At 74.8% G+C, this 16,729-nt stretch carries 18 protein-coding genes; 6 read left to right on the top strand and 12 right to left on the bottom strand.

The annotated features are described in order from the left end of the window. Nucleotides 1-13: 13 nt before the first annotated feature. The 5 genes from ABD358_RS03655 to ABD358_RS03635 are packed head-to-tail and all read right to left on the bottom strand — an operon-like array spanning nt 14 to nt 1,962. Complete coding sequence (locus ABD358_RS03655; RefSeq protein ID WP_344629337.1) at nt 14-331, bottom strand: hypothetical protein; 318 nt, start codon at nt 329-331, stop codon at nt 14-16. After that, complete coding sequence (locus ABD358_RS03650) at nt 328-1,230, bottom strand: DUF2637 domain-containing protein (RefSeq protein ID WP_344629336.1); 903 nt, start codon at nt 1,228-1,230, stop codon at nt 328-330. The genes ABD358_RS03655 and ABD358_RS03650 overlap by 4 nt, the downstream gene beginning before the upstream one ends. Beyond that, entirely contained in the window at nt 1,227-1,505 is a 279-nt protein-coding gene (locus ABD358_RS03645; protein WP_344629335.1) for a hypothetical protein, read from the bottom strand. Before ABD358_RS03645 ends, ABD358_RS03650 begins: the two co-directional genes overlap by 4 nt. Then, entirely contained in the window at nt 1,502-1,654 is a 153-nt protein-coding gene (locus ABD358_RS03640; RefSeq protein WP_344629334.1) for a hypothetical protein, read from the bottom strand. The genes ABD358_RS03645 and ABD358_RS03640 overlap by 4 nt, the downstream gene beginning before the upstream one ends. Then, nucleotides 1,651-1,962, bottom strand: a complete 312-nt coding sequence (locus ABD358_RS03635; RefSeq protein ID WP_344629333.1) for a hypothetical protein — start codon at nt 1,960-1,962, stop codon at nt 1,651-1,653. Before ABD358_RS03635 ends, ABD358_RS03640 begins: the two co-directional genes overlap by 4 nt. Before the next feature lie 477 nt (nt 1,963-2,439). Between ABD358_RS03635 and ABD358_RS03630 the strand changes: the two genes are divergently transcribed. The 3 genes from ABD358_RS03630 to ABD358_RS03620 all read left to right on the top strand — a co-directional run bounded on the left by ABD358_RS03630 (nt 2,440) and on the right by ABD358_RS03620 (nt 4,094). Next, a complete protein-coding gene (locus ABD358_RS03630; protein WP_344629332.1) occupies nt 2,440-2,910 on the top strand; it encodes a hypothetical protein in 471 nt (156 codons plus the stop codon). 4 nt (nt 2,911-2,914) lie between these two features. After that, nucleotides 2,915-3,427 (top strand): hypothetical protein, encoded by a 513-nt coding sequence (locus ABD358_RS03625; protein ID WP_344629331.1) that lies wholly within the window; start codon nt 2,915-2,917, stop codon nt 3,425-3,427. A gap of 70 nt (nt 3,428-3,497) precedes the next feature. Next, a complete protein-coding gene (locus ABD358_RS03620; protein ID WP_344629330.1) occupies nt 3,498-4,094 on the top strand; it encodes a hypothetical protein in 597 nt (198 codons plus the stop codon). A gap of 92 nt (nt 4,095-4,186) precedes the next feature. On the opposite strand, the gene ABD358_RS03615 is transcribed toward ABD358_RS03620, so the two are convergent. The 3 genes from ABD358_RS03615 to ABD358_RS03605 all read right to left on the bottom strand — a co-directional run bounded on the left by ABD358_RS03615 (nt 4,187) and on the right by ABD358_RS03605 (nt 5,962). Then, the gene (locus ABD358_RS03615) at nt 4,187-5,038 is read right to left on the bottom strand and encodes a hypothetical protein (RefSeq protein ID WP_344629329.1); all 852 of its coding nucleotides are present in this window, start codon (nt 5,036-5,038) and stop codon (nt 4,187-4,189) included. A gap of 46 nt (nt 5,039-5,084) precedes the next feature. Further along, complete coding sequence (locus tag ABD358_RS03610; protein WP_344629328.1) at nt 5,085-5,486, bottom strand: NUDIX hydrolase; 402 nt, start codon at nt 5,484-5,486, stop codon at nt 5,085-5,087. 77 nt (nt 5,487-5,563) lie between these two features. Next, nucleotides 5,564-5,962, bottom strand: a complete 399-nt coding sequence (locus ABD358_RS03605; RefSeq protein ID WP_344629327.1) for a hypothetical protein — start codon at nt 5,960-5,962, stop codon at nt 5,564-5,566. Nucleotides 5,963-6,286: 324 nt separating this feature from the next. Here ABD358_RS03605 and ABD358_RS03600 point away from each other — a divergent pair, with 324 nt between their 5' ends. Continuing rightward, complete coding sequence (locus tag ABD358_RS03600; protein ID WP_344629326.1) at nt 6,287-6,985, top strand: AMIN-like domain-containing (lipo)protein; 699 nt, start codon at nt 6,287-6,289, stop codon at nt 6,983-6,985. 19 nt (nt 6,986-7,004) lie between these two features. Here the strand turns inward: ABD358_RS03600 and ABD358_RS03595 are convergent, their stop codons facing one another. From ABD358_RS03595 to ABD358_RS03580, 4 genes are all read right to left on the bottom strand, one after another. Further along, entirely contained in the window at nt 7,005-9,869 is a 2,865-nt protein-coding gene (locus ABD358_RS03595; RefSeq protein WP_344629325.1) for an MXAN_6230/SCO0854 family RING domain-containing protein, read from the bottom strand. Between the two features lie 195 nt (nt 9,870-10,064). Further along, nucleotides 10,065-10,577, bottom strand: coding sequence for a hypothetical protein (locus tag ABD358_RS03590; protein WP_344629324.1), 513 nt, complete (start codon nt 10,575-10,577; stop codon nt 10,065-10,067). 43 nt (nt 10,578-10,620) lie between these two features. Beyond that, nucleotides 10,621-11,754, bottom strand: coding sequence for a pentapeptide repeat-containing protein (locus tag ABD358_RS03585; protein WP_344629323.1), 1,134 nt, complete (start codon nt 11,752-11,754; stop codon nt 10,621-10,623). 150 nt (nt 11,755-11,904) lie between these two features. Beyond that, nucleotides 11,905-12,684, bottom strand: coding sequence for a class I SAM-dependent methyltransferase (locus tag ABD358_RS03580; protein ID WP_344629322.1), 780 nt, complete (start codon nt 12,682-12,684; stop codon nt 11,905-11,907). Between the two features lie 132 nt (nt 12,685-12,816). Between ABD358_RS03580 and ABD358_RS03575 the strand changes: the two genes are divergently transcribed. After that, nucleotides 12,817-14,109 (top strand): YncE family protein, encoded by a 1,293-nt coding sequence (locus ABD358_RS03575; RefSeq protein ID WP_344629321.1) that lies wholly within the window; start codon nt 12,817-12,819, stop codon nt 14,107-14,109. A 215-nt stretch (nt 14,110-14,324) separates the two neighbouring features. Then, nucleotides 14,325-16,670 (top strand): rhamnogalacturonan lyase family protein, encoded by a 2,346-nt coding sequence (locus ABD358_RS03570; RefSeq protein ID WP_344629320.1) that lies wholly within the window; start codon nt 14,325-14,327, stop codon nt 16,668-16,670. The last annotated feature ends 59 nt before the right edge of the window (nt 16,671-16,729 follow it).

Below are 16,729 nucleotides of genomic sequence, written 5' to 3'. Positions count from 1 at the left end.
GGACAGGGAACCGTCAGCCGCGCCGTTCCTCGCGCTCCCGCTGGATGTCCTGCCAGACCGACCGCAGCACCAGCAGACAGACGGTCAGGGCGACGGCGGAGACGGCCACCGCCACCGCGGAGACGGCGACGGCGAGCAGGAAGACGGACCCGCCGACCCCGGCCGCGACCCACTTCCCGGCGCTACCGGACTGCCGCACCGGGGCGGGCGCCTGGTGCCGGCACGTCTGCTGTGCCTGGGCGGCCTGCATGGCGGCCAGCACCAGCGCGTACTGGTCGGACTGCCGGGCGGCCTCCACCGCGTCCTGGGCGGCCTTCTCGATCTCGCTCATGACCGGTTCTCCTTCACGATCTCCCGGCGCAGCTCGGTGGCCTCGCGGCGGGACAGTCCGAACTCCTCGCGCAGCCGGTCGATGGTCACCGGGCGGCCGGTCGACCTGACCACCTCCCGGTGCAGCTTCCGGGCCTGTTTCCGCAGTTCGGCGGGGGTGAGGGTGACCACCTCGGTGACCACCTGGCGGTGCTCCTCGGCGGCCACCGAAGCGGTCACCGGGGCGGGCACGTCGGCGGTCGTCTCGGGCGGCCACACGATGGGCCGGAACTCCAGCGCGGCGACCGGCGGCATGACCACCTCGGGCCGCTCCTCGGGCTTGCGGTCGGACGGCACCCACCGCTGGTTCCAGTCGTCGAACGTGTAGGTCTGCCGCTCCTGTGCGGGCTCCTCGTCGGCCCGGTCGACGGCCACCTCGGTGGTCACCTCGGGCTCGTCGGCGGGCGCCTGGTCGACCGGCTCGGGCGCCCGGCGCACCGCCGGATGGTGCAGCACCTTCGCCACCAGATCCGACCCGAAGAAGATCGAGCCGACCGGCAGCGACGTGGCCAGCAGCACCAGCACCCAGTGCGCCGGCGCCCAGTCCGCCATCCGCACCATGCCCTCGGCCCCGTGCAGCGAGGGCACCAGGCCGTGCACGTAGTTGAGCACCAGCGACGCCGCGGTGTACGCCCCGAGGACGCGCAGCGCGAACCGCCGGTCGGGCTCGGGCAGCACCAGGGCGGCCACCAGGGCGAGCGCCATCAGCCCGTCCACCACGAACGGGTAGAGCAGCGCGGCCGTGGCGTCGGCGCCCACCGCCGCGGCGACGTCCTTCAGCGCGTTCCAGGAGACGCGGAACGCCATCGCGACGACGGCGACCAGGCCGACGACGAGCAGCACCTTCGAGAAGCGGTTCACCGGCCCTCACCGCCCTTGGCGCCGGCGTGCCGGTAGCCGGTCGGCGGGTGCTCGGCGAGCCGCTCGCGCAGGTAGGCGGTCTCCCACTCGACTTCGCTCAGCGGCCGGTCGTCGAGGACGTTCCGCAGCGCAACCGCGGTGTGCATGACGCGTTCGGCGAGCACCTCGCCGTACTGCTCGGAGTCGCCGACGGTGGCCGGGTACGGGATGTCGATGGCTTCCAGCACGGCCGCGAGCAGGTCGCGGACCGGGCCGTCCGGGATGCGGTGGCTCATCGGGCACCCCCGCTCTGCTGGGCAGCGGCCCGGCGGGCGGCTTCGGCCGCCGCGGCGGCGGCCTTCGCGGACTCCATGTTGCGGCGGGTCTGTTCGGCCAGCGCGCGGGCGGCGGCGCCCTGGTCGGCGGGCCTGGTCTGGTCGCTCATCGGCCCGCTCCCTCGGCCTCGGCGAGGGCGGCCCGCATGGCGCGCAGGCGCGGCACGAACGCCTCGATGCTGGCGAGCAGCTCGTCGACGGCGGCGACGTCCAGCTCGGCGCCGCTCAGTCCGTCGCTGTAGACGGCGACCGTCGTCCAGGTGTCGGCGTCCTCGTCGCGGTAGAGGTACGCGGCGAGCAGCGCGGCGGCCTGCCCGGGGGCGGTGATGGCGGCGCCGCCCTGGCGGTCGAGGAAGGCGGGAACGTCGGCGGGTGTGCTGCTGGTGCGGGCGCCCGGGATGGGTACCGTGTGCTTCATGGTTCGGACTCCTTGAGTGGAAGGGGTCCGGCCGTAGGCGCCGTTTCGGTGTGCTACCACCGGGCGGCGCCGCCCCGTTCTCGTACACATGCCGTACACATGAGAGCGGGATAAGCCGGGATGACACGAGAGATGGCGGGATGCCAAACTCGCAGGTCAACCGGCATGTGAAGGGTTCAGCGCTGGTAGATCAGTCGCCCTTGATGCTCTTGTAAAGCGAAGGTCGTCGGTTCGAGCCCGACAGGCGGCTCCACGCACGAGCAGGGACGAAGCCCCGGACCATGATCGGTCCGGGGCTTCTGACATCCACGGGCGGTCCGGCCGTACTCGGCAGGGTCCGGCGGCCGGTGAGCGGGACGGCCGTTTCGGCCCGGCGGGCGGCAGCGGACGCGGCCCCGGAGCCGCCGGCCGGAGGGCGAGGCGTCCGGGCGGAGTGCGGGGCATGATGGCCTTTGGCCACGACCACCGGGGGAAACCATGCGCCCACGCGGCACCGCCGTCGCGCTCACCGTCACCGTCCTCCTCGCCACCGCCGCCTGCGGCGGTGGCGGTACGGACGACGCCGGACCGGACGGAGGGAGGCCCACCGGCTCCCCGCACGCCTCGTGGAAGCCCCCCACGATGGGCCCCGGGGACGCCGCCGCGCTGCGGGAGAGGGTAGGCGCGTACGTCGACGCCTACTTCGCGCCGGACGCCGACGCCGGGTACGCGCTGATCTCCGCCCGCTGCAAGGAGGAGATCAGCGAGGCGGTGTTCGCCGAGGGGCTGAAGCGGGCGAAGGACGCGAACGTGGACGGCATCCGGTACGAGCTGGAGCGGTACAGGGTCGGCGAGTTCTCCGGGCAGACGGCGTACGTGACCTACGGGGTGGGCGACGAGCCCCGGTTCGACCACGAGTGGCAGCAGTGGTCCCGCGAGGACGGCGAGTGGTGGTACGACGCCTGCTGATCCGGTGCTCACGATCCGCTGCAACGACGCCGCCGCGCGAGTCCTCGCCGAACGGGGTTTCGCCGAGGCGGACCCGGGAGAGCTGGGCCGCCTCATCGCCGCCCGCGGCCTCGCCCGGGACGACCGGGGAGCCCTCCACGTACCGGGCGTCTCCTTCCGTGTGCCGAGCCTTCCGCCGTGGACCTCACTGACCGACCACGAGGCGCAGCGGAACTGCTGGCACCTCGACGACCACCCGGACGTGCCCGTCGAGGTGGACGACGAGGGCGCGCCCCACGTCGGCCCGGCAGGGCGGCTCTTGATGCTGCGGCAGGGCCTCGCGCTGTCCCGTACGGTCCGCACGCTCGCCCGCGCGCTGCCGGACCGGCCGCCCACCTGCTGCGTCATCGGGGTGAACGAGACGGGCGGCACCTTCCGCTTCCACCAGGTCAGGCCGGGGGAGAGCTGGGTGGCCCGCGAGCTGGACGGGTACGGGTCGGAACCGGTGGTGGTCGTCGAGGACCGGCCCGCCCCGTGACCGCCGCCCGCCGTCGGTGGCCGGTGGCACAGTGGGGGCCGACGGCCGGACGCGGGTGAGGGGAGAGGCGATGGGCGACTTCTTCGAGCGGATCGTGGACCTGGAGGCGACGGAGGAGGAGGCCGGTCCGCTCGCGGAGCGGATGGTCGGCCGGCTGGTCGCCGAAGGGGTGCTCATCCGTGAGAGGTCCCGTGAGGGGGTGTACAGCGCGGGTGCGGACGAGGGGTACCTGCCGGGCCCCGGCTGGGGCCGGGCCGTCCACGGTGGCGCGGAGGCGGGGTGGGCGCCCGGCCCGGTGGCGGTGGTCCTCGGGCGGCGCGACCACATCGCGGGCCAGGGCGAGTACGCGGCGGAGGCGGTGACCTGTCCGCGGTGCGGCACGAGGACGGTGGTCATCGACTACCCGGAGGTTCCCGAGCCGGACGACGAGGTCTGGCGGCCTTTCGAGGAGGCCGTCGCCGTCTGGCGGAGGACGGGCGGGGGAAGCGTCCCCTGCCCCGCCTGCGGGGTGTCGGTGCCGGTCGCCGAGTGGGACTTCGGGGAGGACTTCGCCCTCGGGGCGCTCGCGTTCGAGTTCTGGAACTGGCCGCCGCTCGACGACGGCTTCCGCGCGGAGTTCGGCAGGTGGCTGGGGCATCGCACCGCCCACCACACGGGCAAGTTCTGACACGGGCAGGTTCTGACACGGGCAGGTTCCGACGCGGGCAGGTTCCGACGCGGTCCCGGGGCGGTGAGCGGGCAGTCCCCGCCCGGGCCCGTTCAGAGGACGGTTCCCGCCGTGCCGCTCCGGCCGGGCAGACGCCGCAGGGCCTCCTCGCGGACCTCGGCCAGGGCCCGGCCGCGGTCGGCCGGCGGCGGGGCGAAGAGGCCGCCGGACGCGCGGACGTGCTCCTCCCAGCGGTCCTCCCAGAACTCGACCGTCCAGCCGGGCCAGCGTTCGGCCATGGCGTACGCCCCGGCCTGGACGTCGAGGAGCCACCAGCCCACCCGGCGGCGTTCCGGGTCGATGTGGATGCCCGACTCGGCGGCCCACCGGCAGGCGCGGTGGCGGGGCGCGGACGCGAGGCGGCCGAGGAGGCCGGGGCCCTCGGCGACCGGGTGGTCGCCGAGGTCGGTGATCGCGTGGCAGCGGCCCGTGCCGACGGTGACGGCGCAGACGAGCGGGTCGTCGTCCGCCAGGTCCTCGTCGTCCGGGCCGATGGCCGGGCCGGGGTACACATCGGGGTTCCGGCCGCCGGGGACCTCCGGGGCCGGGGCCGGGCCCGGGTGGGAGCGGAGCTCGGCGGGGCCGCCGTACGCCCAGCGCAGCCGCCAGCCGGGCCAGGCGCGGCGCATCAGCTCCATGAAGGCCGCGCGGTGGCGCATCCGGACGGACGGCCCCTCCCACGCGAAGAAGAGCAGCACTTCGCGGTACGGGTCGATCAGCGCCCCGCCCTCGCAGTGGAGGTCGTCGCGCCAGTGCTCGGCGGCGGGGTGGGAGCGGGCGAACGGCAGGACGGCGCCGGGCCCGGCGAGGAGGTCCAGGTCGATGCCGACGGCCCCGGACCGGGACTCGTACAGGTCGTGGCCGCCGTCCTCGGAGACGACGGCGAACGCCGCCCAGTTGGCCATGGGTGAGGAGGATGTCATCCCGGTGCCGGGGCCGGGAGACCGGGGCTCAGAGGAGTTTCCCGGCCGCCTTGAGGTCGTCGAAGACCAGCCGGGTGGCCGGGGAGACGCGGTCGCGGTCGGTGTGGGTCAGCCAGAGGACCTCCTCGACCTCGGCGGAGGCGGTCGGTGTGCCCTCGTGGTCGCCGGTGTAGCAGGTCATGCGGACCACCGTGCCCTCCGCGCGGCCGTGGGCCTGGGCCTCGTAGACGCCCAGGAGTTCGACGGTCTCCGGGACGAGGTCCACGTCCAGCTCCTCCCGGATCTCGCGGACCAGGGTCTGCACGTCGCTCTCGCCCTCCTCCCGCTTGCCGCCGGGGAGGTAGCAGGTGTCCTTCCCGCGGGAACGGGCGCACAGCACCTTCCCGTTCTCGATCCGCACCCACGCCACCTTGTCGATCGCGACCGCCATCGCCCTGCCCTCACTCGTACGCAATCCGGACAGGAGGGACCCTATCGGTGGAGGGACGACCGGCCGGCGGCCGGCGGTCACAGGCCCGCGTGCCGCAGCAGGAGGGGCAGGTCCTCGTCCCTCACCCGGGTGACGCCCTGGGGGCGGCGGTTGGACAGCGCGTGGAGCGGGACCGGGTTCCGGCAGAGGTTGCGCGTCGCCCCGGCGTCCAGTGTGGCGGGGAACGTCCACGGCTGCCAGGGGTTGCCAGGCGCTTCGCGGGGCTCGCCGTCGATCTCGGCCATCGCGGCGACCTCGCGCACGGGGGAGGCGAAGTACACCCACAGGCGGTCCCCGGCCGCCATGCGGCGCCGGCGCGACAGGCACCAGTTCCGCCGGGGGGACGTCTCGGCGAACCCGAGGTAGCGCTCCTTGACGGAGGGGCCGCCGTCCCCCGCCGCGTCCCCGGGCCTCACGATGAACAGCCAGTCGGCCATGGGCGTCCTCTCCCTTCGCAGCTCCTCCGGGCCCTCCTGGAACCTCCGCGGTTCCCCGTCGCTCCCGCCGTCCTCCGCGCGTCTCCCGTACGTCCTTCCGCTCGTCCTTCCGCGCCTCTTTCCGGAAAGGGTGTCCGCTCCGGGCGGGGGGCACTCCCGGGGCGCGCGCGGGGAGGCCGTGGTCACGGAGGTGGTCCGTCCGTTCGACGCCGTGTGAGTGCGGGCGCGATTCCGGGAACCCGTGTTCCAAGGAGCGCGGACCGCCGTTCGCTCGGAGCACCCGGTGTCCTCCCGCATCCGGTCGCCTACGTCCAGGAGCACGCAGTGAAACGTCGCCGCAGCATGACCGTGATCGCCCTGCTGTCCGTCCTCGCCGCGGTGCCGGCCTGCGGGGGAGGGGGCGGGGGGGACGCCGGGAGCCCCGCCCCGACTGCGGGGGAGTCCCGGAGCGCCGGCCGGCCCGGTGGAACCGCCTCACCCGCCCCGGACGCGACCGGAGGGAGCACCGCCCCGGCCCCCTCCGCGTCCCGGAGTTCCGCACCGCCGTCCGAGGGCGGGGAGGGGGCGGCGGACGACGCCCCCCGGAGCGCCTCCCGGAAGTCGGGGAAGGGCCGGGGGGCGGACGAGACCGAGCTGGCGGTGCTGACGGGGGTCCGGGTGGGCGCCCACGGCGCCTACGACCGGGTCGTCTTCGACTTCCGGGGAGGCGCCCCCGCGTACGTCGCCGAGTACGTGGCCGCGCTGCACCAGGACGGTTCCGGGGAGGAGATCCCCGTCGAGGGCGAGCACCGGCTGATGCTCGTCTTCTCCCGGGCCCGGCCGGAGGATCCGCAGAAGGAGTTCGACACCGGGGACACGACCACCCCCACCGTCCGGGATCTGGCGTTCGTCAGCTACTTCGAGGGCGACGTCCGCTTCGGCATCGGCGTCGACGCCCGCCGCGGCGACGGCCGGCCGGGCTTCCGCGTGACCGCGGTGGAGAACAGGATCGTCGTGGACATCGCACACGCGGCGGCGGGCTGACCCCCCGGACGCGCGGGCGTCAGCCCGCCGCCGGGGCGAACCGGGCGAGGAGGTCGCCGGCGGTGAGGAGGCGGACGTCCGGCCCGGTGCCGGCGTCCAGCGGGCCGGGGAAGAGGCGGTACAGCTCGCCGCTGCCCCACTCGGCCGGGAGGTCGCCGTGGACGAGCGCGGCGAAGCGGCCGTCCCCGGAGAGGACCCCGGCGAGCTCCTCGGTGATCTCCTCCGCGTCCCCGGTGCGCAGGTCGTCGTGGGCGCGCCCCTCCGCGACGCGGGCGGTGAAGGCGCCGGCGTCCTCCTCCGCGCCGCGCCGGTAGCGGGCCAGGGAGAGCCCGTCGGCCGAGCGGACCCACACCTCCGGCGAACCGGCCGCGGCCAGGCGGACGGCGAGGTCCCACACGGTGGCGCGGGCGCCGGGCGCGAAGTGGACGGTCAGGTCGGAGGCGAGCCGGCCCAGCCGCTCGCGGTGGCGGTACACGTTGTGGAGGCCGCCGGAGACCGACAGGTTGGTGTCCGTCCACAGGGCTGTGCGTCCCGCCAGGTCCAGGACCATGGGCATGCACACCCGGGCGGAGCCGGCCAGGTCGAAGCGCTGCCGGACCAGCCTCGGGTCGAACTGCCTTCCCCGGTCGCCCGCCTTCCCTCCGGGGAGGGGCATGACACCGGCGAACGCGTCGGCCAGCTCGTCGAACGGCACGTTGTTGTAGCTGAACACCACCGTCACGGCGTACCGCGCCCCGGCCGCCTCCAGCGCCTCCACGTCCAGGTCGACGAACTCCGTCGCGCCGTCCGGCGGCGGGGCGGAGGTGTGGTCGCCCGAGTGGACGGCGGCGCGGCGGGCGAAGTTGAGGTGGGTGTAGTCGCACAGGCCGACGAAGTTCCACTCGGCGTCGTACAGCGCCACCGACAGGTCCAGGTCGACGCGCTGCCCCTTGTTCTGCATCCAGTGGAGGAACAGCCGCAGCCGCCCGCCGCCGGGCAGCGCCAGGCGGCTGCCGCGCGGCACGGCGACCAGCGCCCTGGCCGTCGTTCGCTCGGCGAACGGCGCCACCAGGTCGGCCAGTCCCGCGTCGAGGACGGACACCCCGCGCGGTTCGCCCGCCGACTCGCGTGCGCGGCGCAGCAGTTCGCCCTCCAGCGCCGTGCACACCGCCTCGGCCGCGGCGCGCGGCACGGGCGGGGCGTGGTCGTCGGCGCCGTGGGCCAGGGCGATCGTGCCGCGCGGGAAGAACACCCGCCGCTCGCCCGCCTCGTGCGGGACGCGCAGCCTCCCCCAGGCGCTCAGCAGCGGGCCCGGGCCGACCCGGCGCAGGGCGGCCGGGAGCCCTTCGGACAGGCCCGGCGGGAGCCCGTCGCCGCCCGTCCACACGCTGTGGACGCGCAGCAGGTGGTGCAGACGGCGCACCAGCTCGCCGGGGCGGCGCAGCAGCAGCGCGGTGGCGCCCGCGGTGTCCCCGCGGGCGAGCAGTTCCTCGGTCTCGGAGACGAACGTCCGCACCGCGAGGCGGACGGCGCCGCCGGGACGGCCCGCGACCAGCCGCGCCCGCCCGTCGAGGCCGTCCGCGGCGTCCAGCAGCCAGCCGGCCTCCTCCGGTCCCAGGTCGGTGCCGCGCACGGCGGCGAACGCCACCGCGGCGCGCGGGAAGCGGTTCCGGTGCTCGAAGGGGTGGAGCACCTCGCCCGCGCGCTTCCACGCCTGGGGCCGGCGCAGCATGTCCTCGGCCACCGTCTCCGGCGGCAGGGCGTCGAGCACGCCGAGGAGTTCGCGGCGCAGCGGGCGAGGCACCGACCGCAGGCGCGGCGGCGTCAGCAGGTCCGGCTCGGCGCCGGAGTGCGCCCACAGCAGCCGCAGGACGTCGGTGGCCGTGTCCAGGCGGGTGCGCAGCGCCTCCTGCGCGGCCGGTGCGGTGTCGGGGCGGTCCAGCAGCGCGGCCAGGACGGCGGCCTTGGTCTCGCGCACCGGGATCTCCTCCGGCAGCCAGTCCAGGCCGGGGTCGGCGTGGGGCAGGACGGCGGCCAGGTCCTCGCGGTCCTGCGGGGACAGCGGGGTGCGGCGGGCCAGCAGGCCGGCCAGCACCAGGCCCGCCCCGTGGCGCGGGCCGGCGCCCTCGCCCAGCCGCAGGGGCCGCAGCGGCGGCGTGTCGTCCGGCGCCCCCGCCTTCCGCCCGTCCTCGGCCTTCTGCTTGTTCTCGGCCTTCCGTCCGCCTTCGGCCTTCCGCTCGTCCTCCGCCTTCCGCTTGTTCTCGGCCTTCCGTCCGTCCGCCGTCCTCCGGCGGCCGAACAGGCGGCGCAGGCGGCGCGGCCCGGGCAGGCGCAGGTAGGGGTCCGCGGGGTCGGCCACCCCGGCGCCGCACACCGGGCAGGGGAAGGTGCAGGCGTCCTCCTCCCCGGCCGCCTGCTCCAGGCACTCGGAGCACACCAGGTGGGCGCACGGCGCGAGCGCGCCGATGTCGCCGGTGCGGCCGCAGGACACGCACGGCTGGTGCGGCTGGCTGAGGAGGAAGGCCAGGATGCGTTCGCTGTAGAGGCTGTGCGCGTGGTCCGGCACGGAGTCGGGGAAGCCGCGGAACAGCGGGGTGTGCTCGCGGTCGGCGCCCAGCAGGGCGTCGATCCGGCCGAGCAGGCGGATGCCGTGTCCGGCCAGGTCGGCCGGGGGCAGGGCGGCGAGCGCGGCGCGCAGCGGTGCCGTCAGGACGTGTCCGCGTGCGGCGAGGTCGGCCTCCAGGGCGGTCAGCCCGGCGGCGTTCACGCGGGGGTCGACGCGTGCGCCGTCCGCCGGCGCGGCGACGTACACCGTGGAGAAGCGCCGCAGCAGCAGCCCTTCCAGGTCGTCCGCCGCCGTGGCGGTCGTGACGCCGGTACGGTCGCCGGCACGCGTGACGGCCATGTGCACACCCCCGTGGAGAAGCGGAAAGGACGCCGCTCGGCGAAAGCGGCGCGGGGGCGGGAAGTGGGCGCGCTCGGGATCTTTTTGCAAAAGAAGAGGAGAAGGAAGCACGCCGCGGAGCCGCCCCCGCGTGAGGATCACCCTAGGCGGTGGGTCCGACAGTCGGCGAACCGTTTTCCCGCGGGTGGCGTCCCGTCAGGACGCCGGCGCCAGGGCGCGGACGCGCTCGACGGCGCGCAGCACCTCGTCGCGGTTCCTCCCGCGCTTGATCCACACGGGCAGGGAGGCCACCGGCGCCCTCCTCGTGCCGATGTCGTACCAGTGGGCCCTCTCGCGCAGCGACGCCCGCACGTACCGCTCGACCAGGTCGAGGTGTCCGGGGTTGCAGGCCCACAGCAGGCCGTGGCGGGTCCGGGTCTGCAACCGCAGCGGCGCGCCGAAGTACGGGTCCCGCGCGGTCCCGCCCGGGCCCCGGCGGAAGTCCGGGCCCCGGCCCCGCCACGTCCGGGACAGGGCGCAGGCGCGGCAGACCAGCCGCCGCGGGGCGAGCGCCGGGTAGAGGGGGTGGCCGGGCTCGTGCGGGATCCCGGTGACGCGGGCGTCCCCTGCGCAGCCCGGGCACACGGCGAGGATCGGGTCGAGGAAGTCGTACTTCGTGTGGCGCCGGTCCCGGAACCGGTGGGCACGGAGCGGGGACGGCGGGCTCATGGGGGCGAGTACGGGGCGCGCGGCCTGCCGCCGGCCACCGGGGTCAGGGGTGGGAGCGCAGCGGCGGGAGGTCCGTCCGCAGGGTGAAGCCGGAGAGGGGGTTGGTCGGAGACTCCGGGGCGTCGTCCGGGACGGTGCCGGAGCCTGCCGCGTCGAAGCCCTCGGGCCATCGCGTGCGGGCGTTCGTCCGAGCCCCCTCCAGCCGGGCCTCTCGCAGGTCCGCGCCGCGCAGATCCGCGCCGCGCAGGTCGGCCTCCCGCAGGTCCGCGCGGTGGAACGAGGCACGGGGCGCACGGGCCCGGCACAGGTCGGCCTCCCGCAGGTCGGCGCCGGTGAAGTCGGCCCCCTCCAGGTCGGCCTCGACCAGCCGCGCACCGCGCAGGTCGGCGTCGACGAGGCGGGCGGACCGGAGGACCGATGTCGCCAGTTCGGCCTGCCGCAGCACGGCCCCGGCCAGCGAGGCGCGCGTCAGGTCGACCTCGAAGACGCTCGCCGCCGCCAGGCACGCCCGGTCGAGGATGACGCCCTGGAGGTTCAGTCCGTCGCAGTCGGCGCGCCTGAGGTCGGTGGCGATGAGGTTGAGCCACTCCGGCTCGCGTCCCTCGCACAGCACGCCCATGCAGGTCAGCGCCGTCTGGGCGTCCGGGGCCCGGGTCTCCAGCGGCGGTACGGAGTTGACCGGCGCGTCCGGCGCGGGAGCGTCGGGCCCGGTGGGCGGCCACCGAAGGCGCGTGCGCAGGAAGGCGGCCATGATGGAGATGACGACCTCACGGTCCCGCTCGGAGTGGTCCGCGACCCGCCACAGGGCGTGGAGGCCCCCGATCCGCACCTCGGGCCTGTCGCTGCCGATCTGCTCCACCGCCAGCCCGAACCGGTCGGTGACCTGCCCTTCGCGGGTGGCGTTCAACCCCTCCTGACCGACCCGCATCTGGCGCCAGGTGACGTACGCGCCCAGGAAGATCGCCACACCGGCGACGGCCTGCAGCAGGGTGGTGCGGACGTCGTTCACCGCGCCGAGGCGGTCCTTCGGTGCGATGCGCGCGCCCGCCAGGTCGTGGTCGACCACGGCCCCCGGCAGGTACAGCACCACGGCCACCAGGAGGGCCGCGCCCGCCACGCCCGCACCCACCGACGACAGGGCGCGCAGCCCGCCCCTCCGCCCCCGACGCTCCCGCATGGCTCCCCTCCGGTGCTCGCAGCGGACCGATCCTACGGAGACCGGACGCGGGGAGCCGGACGTTTCGCGGCACGGCCGCGCCGGGGGAGCGGACGGGGCCGGCCCCGCCGGGGTGCGAACCCCGCCCGAGCCGGTTGGTCCGGCGGGGTCTCAGCCGTCCAGGCGGGCCTTCCAGACCTCCTCGCAGGGCCAGTCGCGCGCCCAGGCGGCGGACACCTCGGGGTAGTCGCGGTGCGCGGGGTGGGGCGCCCGGATCTCGACCAGGTCCTCGACGGTGAAGCCGGCGTCGCGCAGGACGCGGATCATCTCGCCGTGCGGCAGCACGAACTCCACGCGCTCCCCCCGCGCCAGGCGGCCCAGGCCGCCGAAGTGCGGGCGCCGCAGGGCCGCGGTCGCCTGCCCTTCCGGGGAGGCGCAGAGCGCGAACAGGGGCGAGTACCGCATGAACACCAGCCGTCCGCCGGGGGCCAGGAGCCGCGCGGCCTCCGGGATCCAGCGGCGCGGGTCGCACCACAGGGAGGCTCCGTACTCGCTGACGGCCAGGTCGAACGAGCCGTCGGCGCAGGGGACTCGTTCGGCGTCGGCGAGGAGGAGGGGGAAGTCGAGGCCGAACTCCTCCTGCATGGCGCGGGCGGTGGCGAGCTGCCGCTCGGAGAGGTCGACGCCGACGGGGCGGGCGCCGGCCCGCGCGAGCCAGGCGGAGACGTAGGCGGTGCCGCAGCCCAGTTCGATCACGCGCTTCCCGGCCAGGTCGCCGGGGAGGAGGGAGAGTTCGGACTCGGGGGTGGACCACAGGCCCCAGGCCGGTTCGGTGCGCGACCAGTGGGCCCGGGCGAGCGGACCGTGGGAGGCGGCGGCCTCCTCGTCCCAGTAGCGCCGGTTCAGGGGGGTGTGGTCGGTGCGGCCGTCGTTCCCGTCGGAAGGGGTCATGGGGGGCATTGGACCGGCCGGACGCCTTTCCCCGCAACGGATTTCGGCTTGCCGCGCATCTGGTCGGCCGCCCGCGCGGCCGCTAAGTTACCCCCGGTAACTCCACCTGTCCGTCCGATCAGGGAGCGCGCCATGACGACAACGACGTCACCCCACCGCCCCTCCCCGCGCCGCCGCCGTTCCCGGCGGCTCGCCGGCTGCGCCGCCGCCCTCGTGCTGGCCGCCTCGGCCGCGGTGCCCGCGTCGGCGGCCACCCCCGCGGAGGCGGGGGCGAGCGGGCTGAGAGAGGTGCTGTTCGTCGGCAACAACTGGGACGGCACCGCGGACGTCATCGAGTCCCGCGGCGACTACGCCAGGGTGGGCCGTGTCGACGTCGTCCCCGACAAGGCCGAGCGGCTGCGGGAGATCTACCTCAACCCCCTGAAGCTCGCCTTCTACCTGGGCATCCGCGAGACCGTCGGCGAGGGCCACGACCAGTACGTCGACGACATGTACTCCACCCCGGACGGCTCGGCCGTGGTCGTCTCCCGCCCCAGCTTCGCCGACGTGGTCTCGATCGACCTCGCCACGGGGAAGGTCAACTGGCGCTTCCCCGTGTCCGGTTTCCGCTCGGACCACATGGCCGTCTCCCCGGACGGGAAGAGGGTCGCCGTCTCGGCCTCGACGTCCAACACCGTCCACGTCCTGGACATCGTCACGGGCAGGGAGCTGGGCTCGTTCAAGACGGGCGACAAGCCGCACGAGAACGTCTTCACCGACGGCGGCCGGCGCATCTGGAACATGTCCATCGGCGAGGTCAACAACGACCTGGACGCCCCCTGGCTGGACTGGACGAAGGGCGACCGGCGCATCACGGTCGCCGACGCGGAGACCTTCGAGCAGGTGAAGGTCATCGACATGAGGCAGCGGCTGGACGCCTTCGGCCGCAAGGACCTGTCGGACTCGGTGCGGCCCGTCGCCTTCACGCCCGACGAGTCCACGCTCTACTTCCAGGTGTCGTTCTTCAACGGCTTCCTGGAGTACGACGTGGCCGCCGACAGGATCACGCGGCTGAAGGAGCTGCCGAAGAACCCGGAGACGAGCGAGGACCGCACCGACTGGGTCAACGACTCGCGCCACCACGGGATGTCGATGAACCCGCAGGGCACCAAGCTGTGCGTCGCCGGGACGATGGACGACTACGCCACCGTCGTGGACCGCGGGACGCTCCAGGAGGGCCCGCTGGTGACGGTCTCCAAGCCGTACTGGGCGACCGTCAGCGGCGACGGCCGGCACTGCGTGGTCTCCGAGAGCGGCTCCGACCGGGTCACCGCGATCGACTTCGCCACCGGCCGGAAGGTGGCGTCCGTGCCCGTCGGCGACCACCCGCAGCGGGTGCGGCTGGGGCACGTGCCGAGCGGCTGGACGGGCCCCTCGGCGGGCTGATCCGGTGTCCGGCTCCCCGTTCCCCGGGGCCGGGGAGCCGAACTGCCGTTCCGTGTACGGCCCTTGCCGTGCGCCCTTGGCTGCCCCTATGGTCCCGGAAGCGCTCCCACGCCCCCGTGCCGCCACAGGGCACGCCTCGGCACGATTATGAATCGTTTCACTCAGGCTCTTCCCCCACCCCGGGAGCGCGGACCACCCCCCTACAAGGAGCCGCCATGCCCGCTCACAGCACGAAGAGAGCCCGCAGACCGCGCCGCGGGGCGCCCGGTCCGCGCGGGCTCTGCGCGGCCGCGCTGACCGTCCTGCTGGCCGCCGTCTCCCTGGTCGTCCTGCCGCGGCAGGAGGCCGACGCCGCCGTGATCGACACCTCCGCCCACTACCAGCTGGTGTCCCGGCACAGCGGCAAGGCCCTGGAGATCGACGGAGGGTCCACCGCCAACGGCGCCGCCCTCGTCCAGCGCACCCCGCGCGACGTCCCCCACCAGCAGTTCCGCTTCGCCGACGCCGGCGGCGGCCACTACAAGATCGTGGCCCGGCACAGCGGCAAGGTGCTGGACGTGGAGGCCCGGTCCACCGCCGACGGCGCCGACGTCGTGCAGTACACCGACAACGGCGGCGCCAACCAGCAGTTCCGCGTGGCCGACTCCGACGGCGGCCACATCCGGCTGATCAACCGCCACAGCGGCAAGGCCCTGGACGTGTGGGAGCGGTCCACCGCCGACGGCGCCCGGATCTCCCAGTACACCGACAACGGCGGCGCCAACCAGCAGTGGAGCCTGGTGAAGGTGGCCGGCGACGGAGGCTCCGGGGAGCCGCCCGCCGGGAACGCCGTGCAGATGGAGAAGGTCGACCGCGGCCTGATCTCGGTCCGCTCGGGCTCCGGGAACCTGGTGTCCTGGCGGCTGCTGGGCACCGAGAGCCGCGATGTCGCGTTCAACCTCTACCGGGGCGGAACGAAGGTCAACTCCTCGCCGATCACCGGGTCCACCAACTACCTGGACGCCGGCGCCCCCGCCGACGCCTCCTACACCGTCCGCGCCGTGGTCGACGGCGCCGAGCAGGCCGCCTCCGGGGCCTCCCTGCGCTTCACCGGCGGCAACCACCTGGACGTCCCCGTCTCCCCGCCCGGCTCCGGCTACACGGCCGTCGAGGCCGGCCCCGGCGACCTGGACGGCGACGGGCAGCTCGAACTCGTCCTCAAGTGGGACCCGGACAACGCCAAGGACAACTCCCAGTCCGGCACCACCGGCAACGTCTACATCGACGCCTACGAGCTCAGCGGCCAGCGGCTGTGGCGCATCGACCTGGGCCGCAACATCCGCGCCGGAGCGCACTACACCCAGTTCCAGGTCTACGACTACGACGGCGACGGACGGGCCGAGGTCGCCATGAAGACCGCCGACGCCACCCGCGACGGCCGCGGCGCCTACATCGGCAACGCCTCCGCGGACCACCGCAACTCCAGCGGGTACATCCTCACCGGCCCCGAGTACCTCACCATGTTCGACGGGCGCACCGGCGCCGCGCTGGACACCGTCGACTACGAACCGGGGCGCGGCAACGTCTCCTCCTGGGGCGACTCCTACGGCAACCGCGTCGACCGCTTCCTCGCCGGCACCGCCTACCTCGACGGCACCCGGCCCTCGCTGATCATGGCCCGCGGCTACTACACCCGCGCCACCATCGCCGCCTGGGACTTCCGCGACGGGCAGCTCACCCGGCGCTGGCTGTTCGACTCCAACGCCTCCGGCAACGGCGCCGCCGCCGGGCAGGGCAACCACCAGCTCTCCATCGCGGACGTGGACGCCGACGGCCGCCAGGAGATCGTCTACGGTTCGGCCACCGTCGACGACAACGGCACCCTGATGTACGCCACCGGCTTCGGCCACGGCGACGCCCTCCACGTCGGCGATTTCGTGCCCAGCCGTCAGGGCCTGGAGGTCTTCACCATCCACGAGTCCGGCAACCAGCCCGGCTCCGACCTCCACGACGCCCGCACCGGCCAGGTCATCCACCGCACCCCGACCAGCGGCTCCGAGGGTCCGGGGCGCGGCGTGGCCGCCGACATCCACGCCGGCAACCCCGGCGCCGAGTTCTGGGGCTCGGGCCCCAACATGACCCAGCTCCGCGACGCGTCGGGCGGCAACGTCGGACGCAACCCGTCCTCGGCCAACTTCCTCGCCTGGTGGGACGGCGACCCGGTCCGCGAACTCCTCGACGGCACCCGGATCGACAAGTACGGAACCAGCGGTGAGACCCGGCTGCTGACCGGCAGCGGCGTGGCCTCCAGCAACGGCACCAAGTCCACGCCCGTCCTCTCCGGCGACCTGTTCGGCGACTGGCGGGAGGAAGTGATCTGGCGGCACAGCGACAACTCGGCGCTGCGCATCTACGCCACCACGATCCCGACGGACCTGAAGCTGCACACACTGCTGCACGACGCGCAGTACCGGGTGGCGCTGGCCTGGCAGAACACCGCCTACAACCAGCCGCCGCACCCGAGCTTCTTCCTCGGCCAGGGCATGAGCCTCCCGCCCCGGCCCAACGTCTACCTCCGCTGACCGGTCACCGGTCCCTCCTCCGGACCCCGGGGCCGTCCGCGACCGCGCGGGCGGCCCCG

Source organism: Streptomyces glaucosporus (assembly GCF_039533345.1).
GTDB classification, from domain to species: Bacteria; Actinomycetota; Actinomycetes; order Streptomycetales; family Streptomycetaceae; genus Streptomyces; species Streptomyces glaucosporus.
This window is presented reverse-complemented; position numbering and strand designations above follow the sequence as displayed.

Coding starts and splice junctions, on each gene's coding strand:
- ABD358_RS03620 (WP_344629330.1), top strand. CDS start 3,498: ATGGGCGACTTCTTCGAGCGGATCGTGGACCTGGAGGCGACGGAGGAG.
- ABD358_RS03570 (WP_344629320.1), top strand. CDS start 14,325: ATGCCCGCTCACAGCACGAAGAGAGCCCGCAGACCGCGCCGCGGGGCG.
- ABD358_RS03615 (WP_344629329.1), bottom strand. CDS start 5,038: ATGGCCAACTGGGCGGCGTTCGCCGTCGTCTCCGAGGACGGCGGCCAC.
- ABD358_RS03610 (WP_344629328.1), bottom strand. CDS start 5,486: ATGGCGGTCGCGATCGACAAGGTGGCGTGGGTGCGGATCGAGAACGGG.
- ABD358_RS03635 (WP_344629333.1), bottom strand. CDS start 1,962: ATGAAGCACACGGTACCCATCCCGGGCGCCCGCACCAGCAGCACACCC.
- ABD358_RS03605 (WP_344629327.1), bottom strand. CDS start 5,962: ATGGCCGACTGGCTGTTCATCGTGAGGCCCGGGGACGCGGCGGGGGAC.
- ABD358_RS03630 (WP_344629332.1), top strand. CDS start 2,440: ATGCGCCCACGCGGCACCGCCGTCGCGCTCACCGTCACCGTCCTCCTC.
- ABD358_RS03575 (WP_344629321.1), top strand. CDS start 12,817: ATGACGACAACGACGTCACCCCACCGCCCCTCCCCGCGCCGCCGCCGT.
- ABD358_RS03645 (WP_344629335.1), bottom strand. CDS start 1,505: ATGAGCCACCGCATCCCGGACGGCCCGGTCCGCGACCTGCTCGCGGCC.
- ABD358_RS03590 (WP_344629324.1), bottom strand. CDS start 10,577: ATGAGCCCGCCGTCCCCGCTCCGTGCCCACCGGTTCCGGGACCGGCGC.
- ABD358_RS03595 (WP_344629325.1), bottom strand. CDS start 9,869: ATGGCCGTCACGCGTGCCGGCGACCGTACCGGCGTCACGACCGCCACG.
- ABD358_RS03580 (WP_344629322.1), bottom strand. CDS start 12,684: ATGACCCCTTCCGACGGGAACGACGGCCGCACCGACCACACCCCCCTG.
- ABD358_RS03655 (WP_344629337.1), bottom strand. CDS start 331: ATGAGCGAGATCGAGAAGGCCGCCCAGGACGCGGTGGAGGCCGCCCGG.
- ABD358_RS03585 (WP_344629323.1), bottom strand. CDS start 11,754: ATGCGGGAGCGTCGGGGGCGGAGGGGCGGGCTGCGCGCCCTGTCGTCG.
- ABD358_RS03640 (WP_344629334.1), bottom strand. CDS start 1,654: ATGAGCGACCAGACCAGGCCCGCCGACCAGGGCGCCGCCGCCCGCGCG.